This window comes from Chromobacterium sp. ATCC 53434, from assembly GCF_002848345.1.
In the GTDB taxonomy this organism is placed as follows: domain Bacteria; phylum Pseudomonadota; class Gammaproteobacteria; order Burkholderiales; family Chromobacteriaceae; genus Chromobacterium.
Window position 1 is genome coordinate 2,769,424 of sequence record NZ_CP025429.1, and the last position, 19,873, is coordinate 2,789,296.

The 19,873-nt window shown below is 63.7% G+C and carries 13 protein-coding genes; 3 read left to right on the forward strand and 10 right to left on the reverse strand.

Annotated features, from left to right (window positions below; genetic code table 11):
• Positions 1-358: 358 nt before the first annotated feature.
• Positions 359-1,012 (reverse strand): hypothetical protein, encoded by a 654-nt coding sequence (locus tag CXB49_RS12530; protein WP_101710702.1) that lies wholly within the window; start codon positions 1,010-1,012, stop codon positions 359-361.
• A gap of 142 nt (positions 1,013-1,154) precedes the next feature.
• A complete protein-coding gene (locus tag CXB49_RS12535) occupies positions 1,155-3,719 on the reverse strand; it encodes a TonB-dependent receptor (protein ID WP_101708712.1) in 2,565 nt (854 codons plus the stop codon).
• A 737-nt stretch (positions 3,720-4,456) separates the two neighbouring features.
• Between CXB49_RS12535 and CXB49_RS12540 the strand changes: the two genes are divergently transcribed.
• From CXB49_RS12540 to CXB49_RS12550, 3 genes are all read left to right on the forward strand, one after another.
• Complete coding sequence (locus CXB49_RS12540) at positions 4,457-6,100, forward strand: protease pro-enzyme activation domain-containing protein (protein ID WP_233492799.1); 1,644 nt, start codon at positions 4,457-4,459, stop codon at positions 6,098-6,100.
• A 241-nt stretch (positions 6,101-6,341) separates the two neighbouring features.
• On the forward strand, positions 6,342-7,958 hold the full coding sequence (locus tag CXB49_RS12545) for a protease pro-enzyme activation domain-containing protein (protein ID WP_101708714.1): 1,617 nt from the start codon (positions 6,342-6,344) through the stop codon (positions 7,956-7,958).
• A gap of 83 nt (positions 7,959-8,041) precedes the next feature.
• Positions 8,042-8,674, forward strand: a complete 633-nt coding sequence (locus CXB49_RS12550) for a HugZ family protein (RefSeq protein WP_158300814.1) — start codon at positions 8,042-8,044, stop codon at positions 8,672-8,674.
• Between the two features lie 8 nt (positions 8,675-8,682).
• Here CXB49_RS12550 and CXB49_RS12555 read toward each other — a convergent pair whose 3' ends face one another.
• From CXB49_RS12555 to yegQ, 8 genes are all read right to left on the reverse strand, one after another.
• Positions 8,683-10,128, reverse strand: a complete 1,446-nt coding sequence (locus CXB49_RS12555) for a PhoPQ-activated protein PqaA family protein (RefSeq protein ID WP_101708716.1) — start codon at positions 10,126-10,128, stop codon at positions 8,683-8,685.
• Positions 10,129-10,314: 186 nt separating this feature from the next.
• On the reverse strand, positions 10,315-12,033 hold the full coding sequence (gene argS, locus CXB49_RS12560) for an arginine--tRNA ligase (protein ID WP_101708717.1): 1,719 nt from the start codon (positions 12,031-12,033) through the stop codon (positions 10,315-10,317).
• Positions 12,034-12,184: 151 nt separating this feature from the next.
• A complete protein-coding gene (locus CXB49_RS12565; protein WP_101708718.1) occupies positions 12,185-13,210 on the reverse strand; it encodes an MBL fold metallo-hydrolase in 1,026 nt (341 codons plus the stop codon).
• Between the two features lie 105 nt (positions 13,211-13,315).
• On the reverse strand, positions 13,316-14,785 hold the full coding sequence (locus CXB49_RS12570) for a DUF3138 family protein (protein WP_101708719.1): 1,470 nt from the start codon (positions 14,783-14,785) through the stop codon (positions 13,316-13,318).
• A gap of 48 nt (positions 14,786-14,833) precedes the next feature.
• The gene (locus CXB49_RS12575; protein WP_101708720.1) at positions 14,834-15,673 is read right to left on the reverse strand and encodes an ABC transporter permease subunit; all 840 of its coding nucleotides are present in this window, start codon (positions 15,671-15,673) and stop codon (positions 14,834-14,836) included.
• Positions 15,670-16,578 (reverse strand): ABC transporter permease subunit, encoded by a 909-nt coding sequence (locus CXB49_RS12580; RefSeq protein ID WP_101708721.1) that lies wholly within the window; start codon positions 16,576-16,578, stop codon positions 15,670-15,672. The genes CXB49_RS12575 and CXB49_RS12580 overlap by 4 nt, the downstream gene beginning before the upstream one ends.
• A 168-nt stretch (positions 16,579-16,746) precedes the next feature.
• Positions 16,747-17,847: a polyamine ABC transporter substrate-binding protein gene (locus CXB49_RS12585; protein ID WP_101708722.1), complete on the reverse strand. Its 1,101-nt coding sequence runs from the start codon at positions 17,845-17,847 to the stop codon at positions 16,747-16,749.
• Positions 17,848-18,524: 677 nt separating this feature from the next.
• Positions 18,525-19,871 carry a tRNA 5-hydroxyuridine modification protein YegQ gene (yegQ, locus tag CXB49_RS12590; protein WP_101710703.1) on the reverse strand — a complete coding sequence of 449 codons (1,347 nt, stop codon included), beginning with the start codon at positions 19,869-19,871 and terminating at the stop codon, positions 18,525-18,527.
• Between the last annotated feature and the right edge of the window lie 2 nt (positions 19,872-19,873).

Below are 19,873 nucleotides of genomic sequence, written 5' to 3' on the forward strand. Positions count from 1 at the left end.
TATCCGGGACGAAACAGGCGGCCCAACCGCGACCGCCCGCCCGATCATGCCACAGGCATTGTTACATGTGAACGTCATTGGGCGAACAGTTCCGATCCGACGATGACCAGCTTGGCCGCCTGTCAGGCGCCGCGACTCCGCCAGCGCCATCGCCACCAACCCGTATCGAGTCCATGTTCCGCTTGATATGCCGCTCCGGCCGCAGCTCCGCCCTCCCCGTCGACGGCGGCTCAGACCGGCGACGGACCGAGCGCCAGGCGGAGGAGCTGGGTCTTGATGATTGCAGGTCCAGCCCGATGGCGGCCCGCCTGTCGGCCGCGCCGCCCTTCCGAGCCGGAGAAGATCATGGACAAGCTCGTCAGGAGCTTGAGTCGAGCCGGAAACCGAACTCCTGTTTCAGCTGGGAACTGGCCTGGCAGGTATAGCCTTGCAATGCGGTCGCGATCGCCGACTTGAACGCGCTGCGGTAGCGCGGCGGAATGTCGCCGCTGAAGCTGTAGCTGGCGTTGCCGCCGAACTTGCCGTCCGCGCCGACGCTGAACACCACGTTCACCACGCCCTGTACATCGTCCTCCTGCGCCTTGCTCGGATATTCCGGCGCCTCCAGATGGCTGCAGTTGGCCTTGGCCGAAACCGGGCCTTTGGGCGCTTCCACCACCGGCGCCGGTGCCGGCGTCGGCGCAGGCTGCGGCGTCGGATCGGATGTCACCGACTGGATCGCGTTCGCCGATTGCGTGACCGGCGGCGGGTTCACCACCGGCGGCACGTAGGCCTGCGGCTTGGGCGTCGCCGGCTGCTGCACCACCTTCTCGATTTTCGGCGGCGGCGGCGGCGGCGGCGGTTCGCTGATCACCGCGACTTCCACTTTCTGCTCGATCACTTTCACCACGCCCTGCGCCAATCCCGTCACCAGCCCGTAGATCAGCAAGGCGTGGAACACGATGACGCCGACAAGACCGGCCGAGCGTCGGCTGAATTTTCCGTTGCCAGGTTTGAGTGAAGCACTTCTCATCGCAAAGGCCTTCCCTACATGCATGCGCTTGCGGAGCGGGACCGGCATCTCGCCAGCCCCCGACAACACAAGTGAACTCCTGTAACGGATTGACCGCAATCCGTAGTTGCCCGGGCGCCGGCCGGCGCCCGGAGCAACACGCTTACATCTTGTAGTTGAACTTCATGAAGTAGGCCCGGCCCACTTGGTCGGCGAAGCGCGCGTCGTAGTTGCCTTGGAACAGGTACTGCTGGTTGCTCCACGGCGGCAACTGGTCGAACAGGTTGCGCACGCCGGCGGTCAGGGTCAGCTGCTTGGTCACATCGACGCTGCCGGACATATTCCAGGTGGAGTACGGCTTGACCATGTGGTTGGTCGAGGCGAACACGCCGGAGTTCTGGTCGGTATAACCGGACTTGTAGTTCTGGGACAGCAGCGCGCTCCACGGACCGCGGTTCCAGTTCAGGGTCAGATTATGTTGCCAGCGGAAGGTCGGCTCGTTCTGCGTCGCGACATACTGGCCGAGGTTGCTGTAATAAGCGCCGTTCTCCTCGATCTGGTATTCGTACTTGGCGAGATAGGTGCCGGCCAGTTCGACGGAGAAGTTGCCGACCGAAGTCTTAGGCAGCGCCCAGCGGAAGTTCAGGTCCACGCCGGAAGCGCTGGTATTGCCCATGTTCTGGGTCGTCGCGATGCCGGTCAGGTTGCCGCCATTGCTCGCGTCGTAGAACAGCAGGCTGTTGTGGTTGCCGTCGAACAGGGTCGCCTCGGACATCGTGCTGATCTGATGCTGGATCGTGACCCACCACAGATCGGCGCTGGCGGTGATGCTCTTGATCGGCTCGATCACGATGCCGGCGGACAGCGACGAGGACTTCTCCGGCTGCAGCTTGGTATTGCCGCCGACCTTCAGGTAGCGCTGCAGGCTCGGGCAGCTGGCCGACAGGCTCGGGCAGCTGATCGGATCCGCGTAGAAGTTGCCGGTCAGCTGGCTCTGGTTCGGCTGGTACATGTCATACAGCGACGGCGCGCGGAAACCGGTGCTGGCCGACGTGCGCAACAGCACTTGCGGCGACAGCTCGTAACGCAGCGAAACGCCCGGGCTGACCGAGTTGCCCACATCGTTGTAATGGTCATAACGAACGGCGACCTTGCCGTCCAGGTGTTTGATGATGGGCACATCGGCCTCGGCGAACAGCGCCGACGCGGTCCGGCTTCCCTTGGTGTTCAGCGACTGGTTCATGCCAGGGCCGATGGCATCCGTGGAAATCGGATAGTTGAAATTGTGCTCCAGCGTGTCATGGCGGGTTTCCGCGCCGAATGCGACGGCGAGCGGGCCGGCCGGCAGCTGCAGCACTTCCTTGCTCAGGCTGAAATCGGCGCTGGCAACGGTGTATTTGCCATCATCCAGATGGCCCTTGATGCCGATCTGGTTCCAGACATTCGGGTCGGTGGCCAGACCGGACACCAGGCTGATCTGGTTGTTTATGTAGGCATTGGCCACTTCCTTGTCGCCGGTGAAGCCGCTGACCAGCTCTTCGGACGCGTAGCTCTGGGCATAGCCCATGCCGGTCTTGTAGTCCCAGCCGCCCAGTTGGCCTTCCAGATTGAGCTGGAGCTTCTGCTGAACGTTGATGGCTTCGGTCACGCGGTTGCCCAGCGGCATGGTGCGCAGAAACGGCGAAATCGACGCGCTGCCGTCGGCGGTGACGATGCCCTGGGTGCCGCTCGGCAGGAAGACTTCGAGGCCGGTCGGCGCCGGCGCCGAGATCGTGGTGTTCTTGTTGCGGGTGATGTTGTAGGTCACCGACAACTCATGATTGTCGCCGATGCGGACCGTGCCCTTGGCCAGCGCGGACCACTGTTCGGTTTCCGGCTGGATGCCCACCATGGTGCCCGGGTACATCTTGCAGACGCCGCCCTTGGCCGCGGCGGCGCCGCAGTTCGGATAGCCGCTGGGGCCGATCAGGCTGTTGCCGCCGTCGATGGTGTAGTTGGCCGGGTAGCTGTTGGCGCTGGCCTTCATCGCCGGCGTCAGCGCCGAGGCGAAGTCGCGCTGGCTGGCCATGATGGCATCGGTCTTGTGGTAGGAGGCGGTGGCGAAGACGTTGAAGCCGTCTTTCGCCAGATTGCCATAGCCATAAGAGCCGTTCACGTTCTTTTCATTGCCGCCGGAGCGTTCCGGCTTCATGAAGTCGCCGCCTATGGTCAGGCCTTCGGCGGTCTTCTTGGTAATGAAGTTGATCACGCCGCCGATGGCGTCGCTGCCGTAGATGGCGGCGGCGCCGTCCGGCAGCACGTCCACCCGCTCGATGGCGGACAGCGGAATGGCGTTCAAGTCGGCAGCGGTGCCGTCGAACGGGTGATACGGTACGCGGCGACCATCGAGCAGCACCAGGGTGTATTGCTGGCCCAGACCGCGCAAGTTGGCGAAAGCGGCGCCACCGGTGGACTGGCCAACGCTGGAGTTCGCGCCGATATTGGATTGGTTGGAGGCCAGGGCGTTGACCACTTGCTCAACGGTATTCAGCCCTTGCTTCGTCAGATCGCTGACCTTGATCGTGGTGACTTCGGTGGCTTGTTCGCTTTTCAGGCGCTTGATGTGGGAACCAATCACATCGACGCGTTGCAGCGAGGAGCTGTCGGAATCGTCCGCGTAAGCAGCGGCGGTGGTCATGGTTCCCATCAGCGACAGCGCGACCACCAGTGTTTTTCTCTTGTAATTCATGATTTCTCCAAATCCCTTGTAGATTGTGTCGTCCGATCGCCTCGTGGGCGTTGGATCTATTTATTCGTCGTAACCGAGGAAGGCGTTTTGAGTGTGAAAGTTTGTAATGACTAACGTCAACAGCCATTTATTTTCGTGACGTCAACGGAAATCCGGACAGTCGATCACACCCACGTCCGTAACAAACCGTCACACTTTTCAAACACGGAATCCCCTTTAAATTCATTGTTCCGTCTCCAGTCTTGGTCACACTCCGTCACAAAAACAAATAAAAACATATTTTGACAGACGAAGGTCACACCTCGAATTTGTTGCTTTTTTGCATTTTCCTCCTCCTTTATGTTGTGTTTTTCACAAATCCGTCTCGATGCCTCAGCTAAAACCCATTACCTATCAGCATGCCTGTTATGAGTAATCTGTGAAACGCATTCTCATTCAAAAAAGAACAAAAGCTCTATTTCGTCATTTGGTCGAATTCCTAAACTCCCAAATTGGATAATTCTTGTCCAATTTATTAATTAAGCCCCGTAATTATGAATTTGTGTTAAATGCATTTGGCATTTTCCGTCCAGTTAATATATTGCGAAATAGTCGTATGAAATTACGACATGCCTCCGACTGCCGGAGGCGGTTTCAAGGGAGAACCGGGCGGACACAATTCGCAACACAAACCCCGCCCCCATCAGGGAAAGGCATACCGCCTTCCCCTGCTTTCAACTGCAATGAGGAGAAATTGCATGTTTGCAAAACAGCACGCTATTGCACTGATCGTTGCCGGCCTGTTCGGCGCCGGCGCCCAAGCAGCAGAAGCCTGGGTCGACACCGCGACCCAAGCCCACCCGCTGGTCTCCACCCTGACCAGTTCCGTCGCCGCCAAGAGCACGGGTGAACTCGCTGCGGGCCAATCGGTACACGTAGCCGTGACGCTGAAGCTGCGCAACAAGGCCCAGCTGGACGCGCTGACCGGCAGCCTGCTGGCCGGCACCAGCCACAAGACCCTGAGCCACGCTGAATTCATGGCCCAGTACGCGCCGACCCAGGCCCAGGCGCAAAAAGTGGTGGCCCACCTGCAAAAGAGCGGCTTCCGCAACATCAAGGTGGCCCCGAACCGCATGCTGATCACCGCCGACGGCAGCGCCGCCACCGCCAAGACCGCGTTCAACGCCACGCTGCACCACTTCAGCGTCAATGGACGCACGGCCTTCGCCAACGTGAGCGCCGCCCAGGTTCCGCAGTCGCTCGGCGACGTGGTGCTGGCCGTTCACGGCCTGCAGAACGTTCACACCTTCCACACTACCCTGCACAAGGCCAGCGGCGTGAAGACCCTGGCTTCGGCCAAGACCAACAGCGCCGTCGGCCACAACCCGACCGACTTCCCGCTGATCTACAACGCCAGCAGCCTGCCGGCGGCCAGCAACACCACGGTCGGCATCATCTCCGAAGGCGACCTGACGCAGACGCTGCAAGACCTGCAGCAGTTTGAAGACTCCGCCGGCTACAGCTATGTGCAGACCAATGTGGTCAACGCCGGCGACGCTTCGTCCGACACTGACGGCACCGACGAATGGAACCTGGACAGCCAGGACATCCTGGCCGCCGCCGGCGGCGCGTTGCAGCAGCTGAACTTCTACGTCGCCACCTCGATGACCAACGATGACATCACCGCCGCCTACAACGCGGCCGTCAGCGATGGCTCGGCCAAGGTGATCAACGTGTCGCTGGGCGAATGCGAAAGCGACGCCAAGAGCGACGGCACCATCGCCTCCGACGACCAGATCTTCCAGACCGCGGTCGCCCAGGGCCAGACCTTCGCCGTCTCCACCGGCGACTCCGGTTCCGCCGAATGCGGCCGCAGCGCGGGCCAGAGCTACCCGGCGACGTCGCCGTACGTGATCGCCGTCGGCGGTACCACGGTGAACACCAGCGGCACCACCAAGTACTCGTCGGAAAGCGTGTGGAACGGCGGCGGCGGCGGCCCGAGCGTCGTCGAGGCGGCTCCGTCTTGGCAAACCAGCGCCGGCGTGCTGACCACGTCGAAGACCAAGCGCGGCGTGCCCGACGTATCGTTTGACGCCGATCCGAACAGCGGCGCCAAGGTGATCGTCAACGGCAGCAGCGAACAAATCGGCGGCACCAGCCTGGCCGCTCCGCTGTTCACCGGCTTCTGGGCCCGCATCCAGTCCGCCCACAAGAACAGCCTGGTATCGCCGAACCCGGCCATCTACCAGTTCTTCAAGGCCAACCCGTCGCTGTACCACGACGTGACCACCGGCAGCAACGGCGGCTACAAGGCCACCGCCAGCTGGGATTACGCCACCGGTTGGGGCAGCCTGAACGTGGCCAACCTGAACACCTTCATCAACAGCCACTCCGGCTTCTAAGAAGGCATCAGGCATCAGGCAAAGCCCCGGGCAACCGGGGCTTTTTCTATTTCACCCGCCACCAGAACACGCACTCCCTACACACACATTAATTGATAGCAATCAATTAAAAAAGAATCAAGCAAACACTTTACAAAAGAAAAGACAAGCCGCTACCATGGAAAGTACACGCGCATAACACGCTCGGCTTACCCAGCCAAGGCGCGGCGCGTGCTTCCCAAAGAGATAAGGAGAAATAGGCATGCGTACCAATCAATCGCTTCTATTACTGCTCTTCGGCTTATCCAGCCTCTCTGCCGAGGCTGCCAGCTGGGCTGCCACCAACACCCAGGCTCACCCGATCCAGCAACTGATGCCGGCGGCGCTCGACGAAGGCGAGATCGCCGGCGGCCAACTCGTGCACATCGCGGTCAGCCTGGCCGTGCGCAACAAGGCCGCGCTGGACACGCTCACCGGCAACATCCTCTCCGGCCGGGGCCAGATCATCAACGATGACCAGTTCATGGCCCAGTACGCCCCCACCGCCGCCCAGGCACGGCAAGTGGTCGATTATCTGCAGCAAAACGGTTTCCATAACGTCACCGTGGCGCCCAATCATCTGCTGATCACCGCCGACGGCAACGCCGCCACGATTTACAACGCCTTCCGGACCAAGCTGCATCGGTTCAATGTCGACGGCCGGCAGGCGATAGCCAATATGCAGAGCGCCCAAGTCCCGGCCAGTCTGGCCGGCATCGTGCTGGCGGTGCACGGCCTGCAGGACGTCAGCCGTTTCCATACCACCTACCGCGCCCAGAGCGTAAGCAAGGCCGTCGCCACCACCGCCGTCATCGGCCACGAACCGACAGACTTCGCCGCCATCTACAACGCCGCCAGCCTCCCGCCCGCCAGCAATACCGTGGCCGGCATCATCGCCGCCGGCGATCTGACCCAGACGGTAGCCGACCTGAACAGCTACGCCAGCAGCGCCGGCTTCGCCGCGCCCAATGTCTCCATCGTCAATGTCGGCACGCCCGGCACCGACACTTCTGGCACCATAGAGTGGAATCTGGACAGCCAGACCATGCTCGCCGCCAGCGGCGGCGCGCTGAAACAGCTGCAATTCTACGTGGCGACCTCGCTGAGCAATGCCGACATCATCGCGGCCTTCAACTCGGCGGTGTCGGCCAACAGCGCCAAGGTGGTCAATGTGTCCCTGGGTGAATGCGAGCTGGCCGCCCTCTATTCCGGCATGACGGCCAGCATCGACCAAACGCTGCAGGCGGCCGTGGCCCACGGCCAGACCTTCTCGGTCTCCAGCGGCGACTCCGGCTCCTACAGCTGCGGCGGCTCCACTCCCTACCAAAGCTATCCGGCGGCATCCCCGTACGTGATCGCCGTCGGCGGCACCACGCTGAGCACCAACGGCAACACCGCTTACGCCGGGGAAACGAGCTGGAGCGGCGGCGGCGGCCCCAGCGCCACCGAGGCCGCGCCGTCCTGGCAGACCGCCTCAGGCGTGCTGACTCTCTCCAAAACCCGGCGCGGCGTACCCGATATCGCCTTCGACGCCGATCCGGGCAGCGGCGCCTTGGTTCGGGTGGCCGACAAGACCTATCAGGTCGGGGGCACCAGTCTGGCCGCGCCGCTGTTCTCCGCCTTCTGGAGCCGCATCCAGTCGGCCAACGGCAATCGGCTGGGCATGCCGGCCCGCGGCATCTACCAGTATTTCAAGGCCAACCCCTCGCTGTACCGCGATATCGCCAGCGGCAGCAACGGCGCCTACAAGGCCGCGGCCGGCTGGGACTACACCACAGGCTGGGGCAGTCTGAACGTGGCCAATCTCAACGCCTTCATCGGCAAGACCGGCGGCTTCTGAGTCACCAGAGCCACCACGCCCCGCTGCGGCGGGGCGTCTGTTTTGCGCTTAGAATGACGGCATCGTCACCACGCCGGCCCGCCATGAAACCCGATCTCGCCATCCGCCTGCTGCACCGATGCCGCCACGCCACGCTGGCCACGCAGTCGCGCCAATATCCCGGCTACCCGTACGCCAGCGCCATCCAGTTCTTCTGCGACGAGCGTCACCACCCGGTGTTCGTCGTCAGCGCGCTGGCCGAACACAGCAAGAACCTGCTGGCCAACGCCCGCGTCAGCCTGTCGCTGCTCGAACCCGGCGATGACGGCGCCCAGTCGGCGCTGCGGCTGACCATGCTGGGCGACGCCGAACGCTTCGATGCGCCCGACGTGCTGCGCCGCCGGCTGCTGCGCTACCTGCCGGAAGCGGAGGCGTGGCTGGGGCTGGACTTCATGTTCTTCAGATTGATTCCGAAGCGGCAGCGGCTGATCGCCGGCCTGGGCAGCATGGGCTGGATAGACGAAAGCGCCTGGGCGGCGCTGCCGGCGCTAGCGCTGGACGAGGAGCAAGCGCTGCTAGACGAGGCGCAGGCGGCGCTGCCGGCCGCCATCCGGCTGCTGGGCTGCGATTGTTTCGGCGCCGACCTCTTGGATGACGGCAGTTACCGGCGCGTGGACTGGGAGGCGGAGGCGCGCGCCCCCGCCCAGATCCGCGAGCGCTTGCTGCGGCTTGCCTGAAGACGGCTTCAGCCGCCCAATTGCAGGCGCGGCGCGCCGAAAGGCACGCGCGAGCCATCCGGGTAACGATTAGGCCAGATCAGCGGCGGCGTGGTCCAGGTGAAGTCCTTGCCCTCGAACTCGATGAAATAGGACTGCCAGCCCGGCTGCGACGCGTCCGGCGTGAACTCGAAACGACACTCGCCTTGCCGGCAGCTGCCGTCGATCGGCTGATCCTGATAACGGATGCCTGAACGGAGGCGGAAGTCGCGGCTGTCCGGATTGCGCGCCAGCCATAATTTGGCGCGGACCGCCGGCTCCCGGGTGCTCACGCTGAGCCGCCCGCTGGCCTCATCCCCTTCCACGCTGGCCTCGGGCAAAGGCTTGCCCGCCAGCCAGCGGCCCATGAACTGGCTCAGCGCCTCGCCCACCTGCTTGCTGCCCACGTAATGGGACTGGTTCGGCAGATAGCGTAGCTGCATCGGTCCCTTCAGCATCGGCAGGTAGCTCCAGGCGGAGTCCGGCACCGCGAAATCGTCCCCTGACGCCGATATCAGGTATTTCTTCAATCTGGGCATGCTTTGCCGATAATTGACCACATCCTCGAACCGCAGCAGGGCGTCGAAACCGGGGCTGCCGTTCAGCACCTCGGCGGTGATGCGGTTTTGCTGATAGTCACGCAAGGCCACCGGCCATTGCTTGCCGTAGCTGTTGTACACGTGGGTGAAGTTGACGCGGATGTTCCAGAAATCGGCGACCACCGGCACGATGGCCTGGACCCGTTCGTCGTTCAGTCCGGCCAGCCAGCTGGTCCAGCCGCGCTTGGAACTGCCCGACAGCACGAAGGCGCGCGCCTCCGGCAGGCTGGCCTGGATCGCGTCCATCGCCGCCGTCGCCGCCTGCGTCATCGGCAGATGCAGCGAGCTGAAGCGATCGGCCTCCGGCTGATCCACGCTTTTGCGCCAGCTGTAGGCGACCAGCGCATCCTCGCGGCCGGCCGGCTGTCCGTCCAGCTTCAGATTCTGGTTGGGCGCGTAATACAGCTCGGCCACCGCGATGCCCAGCCCGCGCGCCAGCTCGGCCAGCGGCAGCGGGTCCCGCGGCGGCTGCGCGCCCTTCTCCGCATGATTGATGCCGCCGCTGATATACAGCAATACCGGCGAGCCCGGCCTGCGTCCCGGCGGCAGCGCCAGTTTCAACTCGTGCTCCCATTGCGGCGCGTCGCTGACCAGCGTGCTGCCCTCGCCCGGCCAGCGCTGCGACACGAAGCCGTAGCTGCGCATCTTGACGCCGCCCTCCTCGCTTTCGCCGAGCAGCTTGGCCGGCCGCTGGCTGGCCTTGGCTTGCTTCAGGTATTGCGGCACGGTTTGCGGATCGGCTTGAGCCGGCGCGGCGGCGGGCAGCAGCAGGCAGAGCGCGACGCCGGCGCGGCGCGCGGCGACAGACAGGGAGGCATTCATCAGGATGGCGTTCATATGATTTGGAGGATTGATTTTTGATCATGCGCGGGTAGCGCAAAAACACGCCCGCCCACGATGGACTCCGCGCCCGCCATGCCATCCGTTCCGGAAAACCTTGCCACGCGCGCCCTCCTCATGCGCCCGCCGATAAAAAAACCCCGCCGTTCAGGGCGGGGCTTTCTGCGTCAGGCAGGCAGGCGCTTACATCGACTCCAACACCTTGATGCCCAGCAAATCCAGACCGGCGCGCAGCGTCCTGGCGGTCAGCGCGGCCAGTTGCAGACGGCTGGCGCGGACCTCGCCCTCGCTCTTCAGGATCGGGCAGGCCTCGTAGAAGCGCGAGAACAGCGTGGCGATGTGGTACAGGTATTGCGACAGATAGTGCGGGTAGCAGCCTTCCACCACCGAGTTCAGCGTGTCCTCGAACTGCGCCAGCGCGGCGGCCAGCTGCTTCTCGGCCGGCTCGGTGATGACGATCTTCGCGCCGGCGTCGTAGTCCTCGGCCTTGCGGAACACGCTCTGCACGCGGGTGTACGCGTATTGCAGATAAGGCGCGGTGTTGCCCTCGAAGGCCAGCATCGTGTCCCAGTTGAAGATGTAGTCGCTCATCCGGTTCTTCGACAGATCGGCGTATTTCACCGCGCCGATGCCGACCGCGTTGGCGATCTCGCGCTTCTGCGTTTCGGACAGGTCCGGGTTCTTCTCCGACACCAGCGCGTAAGCGCGTTCCTCGGCCTCGTGCAGCAGCTCGATCAGCTTGACCGTGCCGCCGGAACGGGTCTTGAACGGCTTGCCGTCGTCGCCCATCATCACGCCGAAACCGACGTGTTCCAGCTTCATTTCCTCCGGCGCGAAGCCGGCCTTGCGGCAGATGCTGAACATCTGGGCGAAGTGCTGGCTCTGGCGCGCGTCCACCACATAGATCACGCGGTCCAGCTTCAGCTCGCGGTGCCGGTAGCGCACCGCGCCGATATCGGTCGTCGTGTAGATGAAGCCGCCGTCCTTCTTCTGGACGATCACGCCCATCGGCTTGTCTTCCTGGGTGCGGAACTCTTCCAGGAACACCACCTGAGCGCCGTCGTCCTCGGTCAACAGGCCGGTTTCGCGCAATTCCTGCACGATGACCGGCAGGTCGTCGTTGTACGACGATTCGCCGCGCACGTGCTCGCGCCTCAGGCCGACATTCAGCGTCTGATACACTTCTTCGCAGTGCTTCAGCGACACGTCGACGAACTGGCGCCACAGCTTCAGCACCTCCTCATCGCCACCCTGCAGCTTGACCACGTAGTCGCGCGCGGTGTTGGCGAAGTCCTCGCTCTCGTCGAAGCGGACCTTGGCGTTGCGATAGAAGGTTTCCAGATCGGACAGTTGCAGGTCGGCGTCGCCGGCGTGGCGGGTTTCCACCAGATAGGCCACCAGCATGCCGAACTGGGTGCCCCAGTCGCCGACGTGGTTGGCGCGGATCACGTCGTGGCCGACATATTCCATCACCCGGGCCAGCGCGTCGCCGATGATGGACGAGCGCAGGTGGCCGACGTGCATTTCCTTGGCCAGGTTGGGCGACGAGTACTCGACCATCACGCGTTGCGGCGCGACCGGCGCGATACCCAGCTTGTCGTCTTTCAGGGCGGCTTCGCTTCGTCGGGCAAGATATTCGGGGGCTAGGTGAATATTGATGAAACCCGGACCGGCGATTTCCACCTTGTCGGCGATGCCGGCAAGATCGAGCGCGGCGACGACCTTTTCGGCCAGCGCGCGCGGATTGGTCTTCAGCGCCTTGGCGGCGCCCATCACGCCGTTTGCCTGGTAGTCGCCGAATTCCGGCTTGGACGCCGGCTGGATCACGGCGGGCGCGTCCGGCGCGCCGGCTGCCGCCAGCGCTGCCTGTACCCGCTGATTGATTAGTTGATGAATCGTCATTGATAGCCCCGCGAAATGCCGCGAAAACGAAAAAACGTCTTCGCTTCTGAAAAATATGGGTTTGATTGTATGCGCCCGCGCCGATGCGGGCAATGCTTGATCCGGCGATGTCGGCCGCCAATCGGCGTTCGCTTGATCCACTGCAGGTGAATCACGCATCCAGCCAGAAAGTCTCGCCTAGCGCCGGCACGCCGAAATCGGCCGGATCGACGCCGCGGCGCGCCAGCGCCACGGCCAGGTCCAACGGCGGCTGGTGCAGCGGCTCGTCGGTCAGCGCGAAGCTGCCCCAGTGCACCGCCAGCGCGCGCCGCGGCCGGATGATGCGGAAGATTTCCACCGCCTCGGCCGGATCGATATGCTGAGCGGCCAGAAACCAGCGCGGCTGGTAGGCGCCTATCGGCAGCAGCGCCAGATCGACGGCGCCCAGGTGTTCGGCGATGCGCGCGAAAAGCTCGGGATGATAACCGGTATCGCCCGGATACCAAAGTTGGACGCCGCCGCCCGCCGCGGCGAAACCGCCCCACAACGCGCGGTTGCGATCGCCCCAGGCCCAGCGCTTGCTCCAGTGCTGGGCCGGCGTCAGCGTCAGCTCCACCGCGCCGTGGCGGTGGCGCTGCCACCAGTCCAGCTCGACGATGCGCCCGGCCGGCGCCCCCGCCCGCCGCAGCGTCGCGCCGACTCCCAGCGGCGCGACAAACAGCGGCGCGCCGCCCGGCTGCGCCGCCAGCCGGCTCAAGGTGGAGAAATCGAGATGGTCGTAGTGATTGTGCGTCACCATCACCACGTCGACATGCGGCAGCGCTTCCAGCGGCAAGGCCGGCGGCAGCAGCCGTTTCGGCCCAGCCCATTGCAGCGGCGACGCGCGCTCGGACCATACCGGGTCCAGCAACAGATTGACGCCTGCCAGCTGGATCAGTCCGCTGGCGTGGCCTATCCAGGTATACGACGGCCGGCCGCGATTGGCCGTCAGCGCGGCGACGTCGGCTTCGACGCGGCGGACGTCCTGCGGCCGGTGCTCGGTCCGCAGCCAGCGCCGCCGCCATCTCCAGCGCGCCAGGTCGACGAAGCGCGGCTGCTTGAACGGATACAGATTGCGGTAACCGTCCGGGCCATGGTGGGGGCGCCCGGGATCGGGACGATAGCGCGGCAGCGGCCAGCGCAGCAGATCGAGAAGCATGGTCGGGGAAGCGGCGTCGCGCGAAAATAAAATGATTACGGCATTTTGCCGCAAGGCGGGCAAATAAAAAAGCGGCGGGCCGAGCCCGCCGCCGCGTCTGCTCGATCAGAAGCTGTAGACCGCCTGGGCGCCCAGCATGTCGTTGCTCCGCTTCAGGCTGCCGTCGTTGCGCTGGAACACCGCCTGGCTGGCCCAATCATGCCGGTACTCCAGCTTCAGCGTCAGCTGGTCGGTCGGGAAGAACAGCAGGTCGGCGGTCAGCGCCTGGCGATTGGCGCCCTTGCAGTCGGTGGCGCCGCTGGCCAGGCAGGCCGGATCGACGCCGAAACCGTTGACGCCGTCGTAGCCGCCGCTGCCCAGCGCCACGCCGCCGCCGCCGCCGCCGTTCTTGCTGTCGTTCAGATAGTCGTAGCGCAACGTGGCGCCCATCTTGCCCAGCGTGTCCGTCATCCACTTGCGGTGGCCCAGCAGCGACACGCCGTACCACTGCGCCTGCCCGCCGTTCCAGGCCGCCTTCTGCTGCTGGCCGTAGTCCAGCTCGGCGTTGTAGATCACGTCGCCCAGCGTGTAGCTGGCGTCGGCCTCGACGAAGAAGTAGTTGGAGTACGGATCGGTCGCCCCGCACTGGTAGCCGAAGCCGCCGCTGCAGCCGCTGCCGGTCAGCAGCGTCTGCCGGCCGGCGTTGAACGAGCCGCCCAGATCCAGCGCGCTGCTCCAGGTGTAGTCGACGCGGGCGGTGACGGTCGGCGTGTTGTTGCTCTTGACCTGGGGATTGCCGTTGGCCGCGTTGGTGCCGGTATTGGCCAGATTCGCGTGGGTGCGGTACTGCTCGTTGGCCAGCAGGAACTTCCACGCCCAGACGTCGTGGCTCCAGGCGACGCCGGCGCCGACATAGCTGCCCGGATCGCTGAAGTCGTACAACAAGCCGTGGGACAGCGTCACCATCTGATTGGACTGCTGCACCTCGTAGCCGCCGAAGCTGTTCTGCAGGCCGGCGTTGACGCTCCAGGTGTCGGACAGCGGGAAGTTGATCACCGCGGTGTTGATGATGTTGTTGCCGCTGCCGCCGTCCAGCAGGGTGTTGCCGGAACCGCGGTTCGGCATGATGGTGATTTCGGCGCTGGGGGCGGTCGGCCCGACGCCGAAGGTCTTCTTGATGTCCAGATAGACGTCGCCGAAGGTGCTGTTGCTGTAGGCGTAGCTGTTCTGGTGGTTCAGGAACTGGAAGCCGGCGCTGTTCTGTGCCCGGTTGTAGACATAGGTGGGATCGAGATAGCCGGTGATGCTCAGGCCGGCCAGCGGGCCGTCGGTGGCGGCGGTGTTCAGCTTGTCCACCTTCAATTCCATATTGGCCACCCTCTCCTTCAGCTCGGAATTGGCGTCGTCGCCGGCCGCGGCCGCGGCCGGCGACGGCTGGCTCGCCGCCGCCGCGTCCACCGCCTTCTGCAAGGCGGCCATCTGCTGCTGCAATTGCTGCATCTGGGCCCTCAGCCTGGTGATCTCGTCCGCCTTGGCGTCGGCCAGCGCCGCGCCGGGCAGCGCCGCGATCAGGGCGCTGATCAATATCCTCTTCATCGTCATTTCTCCTTGTGCCGCATTGTCGTTGTCGTTTTCACACCGCTCTCAACCATTGGCGAAGGCCAGCCGCATTTCCTTGTCGCGCTTGCGCGCCATCGCCCCCATATAAACATTGGCCGCCACCACGCCCAGCGACACCAGCACGATGAACAGCGTGGCCAGCGCGTTCATCTCCGGGTTCAGACCCAGCCGCACGCGGGAGAAGATCACCATCGGCAAGGTGGTGGAGCCCGGCCCCGACAGGAAGGCGGTCAGCACCAGATCATCCAGCGACAGCGTGAACGACAGCAGCCAGCCCGACACCAGCGCCTGCGAGATCAAGGGCAGCGTGATGACGAAGAATACCTTCAACGGCCGCGCCCCGAGATCCATCGCCGCCTCTTCCAGCGACAAATTCAGCTCCCTCACCCGCGACTGCACGACGATGGTCACATAGGACACGCACAGCATCACATGGCCTATCCAGATGGTGAACACCCCCCGGCCCTCCGGCCAGCCGAAGCTCTGCTCCATCGCCACGAACAAGAGCAGCAGCGAGATGCCCTGTATCACCTCCGGAATCACCAGCGGCGCGTTGACCATGCCGGTGAACAAGGCGAACAGCCGGAAGCGGCCGAAGCGGCCCAGCACGAAGCCGGCCCAGGTGCCCATCACCACCGACGCCGTCGCCGTCATCAGCGCGATCTTCAGGCTGAGCCAGGCGGCGCTGATCAACTCGTCGTCGTCCAGCAGCGCGGCGTACCACTTGGTGGAAAAGCCCGACCATACCGTCACCAGCTTCGACTCGTTGAACGAGTACAGCACCAGCAACGCGATCGGCAGGTAGAGGAAGGCGTAGCCCAGGCCCAGCACCAGAAAGGACAACGGTTTGCTTGGCTTGATCATCGCGCCTCCTCCATGGTCTTGACCTGGTAGTGCTGGAACAGCGCCATCGGCACCAAGAGCAGCGCCACCATGCAGCAGGTGACGGTGGCCGCCATCGGCCAGTCCAGATTGTTGAAGAACTCGTCCCACATCACCCGGCCTATCATCAACGTGTCCGAACCGCCCAACAGCTCCGGGATCACGTACTCGCCGACCGCCGGGATGAAGACCAGCAGGCTGCCGGCGATGATGCCGTTCTTCGACAGCGGCAGCGTCACCTGCCAGAACGCGCGCCACGGCCTGGCGCCGAGGTCGTAGGCGGCCTCCAGCAGCGTCAGGTCCATCTTCACCAAGTGAGCGTACAGCGGCATGATCATGAAGGGCAGATAGGAGAAGACCATGCCGATGTAGACGCCCCAGTTGGTGTGGTACAGGTGCAGCGGACTGTCTATCACCCCCAGCCACAGCAGGAACTGGTTCAGGAAGCCGTCGTTCTTCAATATGCCTATCCAGGCGTAGACGCGGATCAGGTAGGAAGTCCAGAACGGCAGCATCACCATCATCATCAGCGTATTGCGCGTCGTCCCCTCGGCCCGGGCGATGTAATAGGCCATCGGGTAGCCTATCAACAGGCACAGCACGGTGGAGAAGAAGGCCATCTTGACCGAGCTGATATAGGTGGCGAAGTACAGGTCGTCGCTCAGCATGAACTTGTAGTGGCCGATGTTGAGCGCGATGGTGTAGACGTCGCTCTCCAACTTGGTCAACGGCGTGTAAGGCGGGATGCCCAGCTGCTGCTGCGAAAAGCTGATGCCCACCACCAGCAGGAAGGGCAGCAGGAAGAACACGAACAGGAACAGGAAGGGCACGCCGATCACGGCGCCCCTGCCCGACGGCAAGAAGCGTTTCAGAACGGTTTGTTTCATGGTGGCACCACGACGCGCCAGGCGTCTCGACATTGCGTCCCGCCGGCGGATCCAGCCCGCCGACACCATCCGTCCCGCCGCGCGCGGCGGGCGATGTTCCACGGTTGTCCGGCCGTCCCGGCCAGGCCGGGCGGCGGACTGATTGTTATGCGCTACGGCCGCGACGACTCAGCGGCCGGTCTTCAACTGCGTCCACAAGCGGTTCTGCAGACGCATGATGTCCGGCGGCAGCGGCTTCAGCAGGAACAGCGTCTTCATCACCGGCTCGGGCGGGTAGATGGTCGGATCGTTGGCGATTTCCGGCTTGACGAATTTGCGCGCCGCCGCGTTGACGGTCGGGTAGAACACCTCGTCGGTGATCGCCGCGTTGACTTCCGGCGTCTCGATGTAGTTGATCCACTTCAGAGCCTCTTCCGGATGCGGCGCGTCCTTCGGAATCACCATCACGTCGAACCAGATCGGCGCGCCGGACTTCGGAATCACGTAGCCCAGCTGGTAGGCGCGCTTCGCCTCGGCCGCGCGGTGCTTGGCGATGTTGACGTCGCCGGACCAGCCCAGCGCCAGACAGATGTCGCCGTTGGCCAGGTCGTTGATATAGCCGGACGAATTGAACTGGGTGATGTAGGGCCGGATCTTCTTCAAGGCCTCGAAGGCGGCCTGGTAGTCGGCCGGGTTCTTGCTGTTCGGGTCCTTGCCCAGATGATGCAGCGTGACGGCGAACACGTCGTTGGCCTGATCCAGCACCGACACGCCGCAGCCCTTCAGCTTGGACACGTATTTCGGATCGAACAGGATGTCCCAGCTGTCCAGCGGCGCGCCGTTGCCCAGCAAGGCCTTGACCTTGGTGTAGTTGTAACCGAGGCCGTCGGTGCCGTAGGCCCAGGGCACGCCGTGGGCGTTGCCCGGATCGGCGTCGACGATCTTGGCCATCAGCGCCTTGTCCAGGTGCGACAGGTTGGGAATCTTGGACTTGTCGAGCTTCTGGTAGATGCCGGCCTCGATCTGCTTGGCCATGAAGTTGGACGTCGGCACGACGATGTCGTAGCCGGCGCGGCCGGTCAGCATCTTGGCCTGCAGCGTGTCGTCGCTGTCGTAGACGTCGTATTTGACCTTGATGCCGGTCTGCTTTTCGAAGCCGGGTATCGTGGACTTGGCGATGTAGTCGGACCAGTTGTAGACGTTGAGCACCTTGTCCTCTGCCAGCGCGCCCGAGGCCGGCAACAACAGCAACAGCGAATACAGAACTTTGCGAACCAGTTTCTTGTTCATGACAGGCTTCCTAAGTAGCACGACCATAAAGGCTCCCGATCCAGGCCGGGAGAGCCGGGGAACGCATTCTTCAATCGCAGGACCGCTGCCGCCGCCACACTGCCAACATACACCGTGGGCAGGCGCGCGCAATATGTCCATGCGTTACGGCATGTACAACGGAATTCCGTATGGAATCAGCGGGGTGGATCAGCGGGAGACGGGAGGGCTGGGGTGCTCGGACGGGGGAGAGGCGACGGATGCGGACGACGAACAGGCGGATGCGCGACAGTCGGGTCGGAAGCAGGCGATTTGCATCATGGTTTCCTCTCTCACTCTCCATGCGCGGCGTTGGTGTTTAATAAATTCCACGCCGCTTGCTTTATGTCACTACTTTTTAATCACAATTACTTACGCTGGCAATAGCGCCCCGCTTGTCCGGGATGAAAAAACCGCCTCCGACGCGGCGGCGACGTCGGCGCCGTTTAGGATAGTCAACAGTCGCGCGCCGCTGCCGACCTTGGCGCCAGCCTGGCCAGCCGGCCATCCAAGACAATGTCATCACAATGCCTCGCCCGTCGCCACGCTCCGCCGCCGGTACCGCCCATCAAGTGGAAATCCCGCAACACCGCAGGCACCAGCCGCGCAAACAAAAAGCCGCCCAAGGCGGCCTTTTCCAACGACGGCGACAACCGCGCTTAGAACAAGCGGGTGATCAGCGCCCTGCCGTCGTAGCCGGCCATGCCAGGAATGCGCACCTGCATGCCGTTGCCCGGCGCGACCTGCACGGCCTCGCCGTTGCGGGTCATCTCGGCCAGTTCGATCACGCGGTTACCGGACGGGTGTATCACCTCCAGCTTGTCGCCGACGGCGAAGCGGTTCTTCACCTCGATCAGCGCCCAGCCGTCGGCGTCGACTTCGATCACGTCGCCGACGTACTGGCTCTGCTTGGCCTTGGAGTGGCCGGTCAGGTAGTTCTGGTAATCCTGGCTCTGATGGCGCTCGAGGAAGCCCGGCGTGTAGCCGCGATTGGCCAGGCCGTCCAGATCGGCCAGCAGGCCGAGATCGAACGGGCGGCCGGCGACGGCGTCGTCTATCGCCTTGCGGTAGACCTGGGCGGCGCGCGCCACGTAGTACAGGCTCTTGGTGCGGCCTTCGATCTTCAGCGAATCGACGCCTATCTTGACCAGCTTCTCCACCTGCTCGACGGCGCGCAGGTCCTTGGAGTTCATGATGTAGGTGCCGTGCTCGTCCTCGATGATGGGCATCAATTCGCCCGGACGGCTGCCTTCCTCGATCAGATAGGTCTTGTCGGCCAGCGGATGGCGCTGCTGGCTGCCGCAGGACGAGAAGCTCTGGTTCGCTTCTTCCATCGCCTTGTTGAAGTCGAACTGGATCACCTGCACGTCGCCGGAGTCGTCGCCCTCGGTGTCGTGCACCTTGTAGTCCCAACGACAGGCGTTGGTACAGGTGCCCTGGTTCGGATCGCGGTGGTTGAAGTAGCCGGACAGCAGGCAGCGGCCGGAATAGGCGATGCACAAGGCGCCGTGCACGAACACTTCCAGCTCCATGTCAGGGCATTCCTGGCGGATCTCGGCGATCTCGTCCAGGCTGAGCTCGCGCGACAGGATGATGCGCGACACGCCCAGCTTCTGCCAGAACTTGACGCCCATGTAGTTGACGGTATTCGCCTGCACCGACAGGTGGATCGGCACTTCCGGCCACTTTTCGCGCACCATCATGATCAGGCCGGGATCGGCCATGATCAGCGCGTCGGGCTTCATCGCGATCACCGGCTCCATATCGGCCATATAGGTCTTGATCTTGCTGTTGTGCGGCAGGATGTTGCTGGCGACGAAGAACAGCTTGCCGCGGGCGTGAGCCTCGTCTATGCCCTGCTTCAGCTCTTCCAGCTTGAAATCGTTGTTGCGGGCGCGCAGGCTGTAGCGCGGCTGGCCGGCGTAGACTGCGTCGGCGCCGAAATCGTAGGCGGCGCGCATCTTGTCCAGCGTGCCTGCCGGCAGCAGCAGTTCGGGGGCTTTGATCA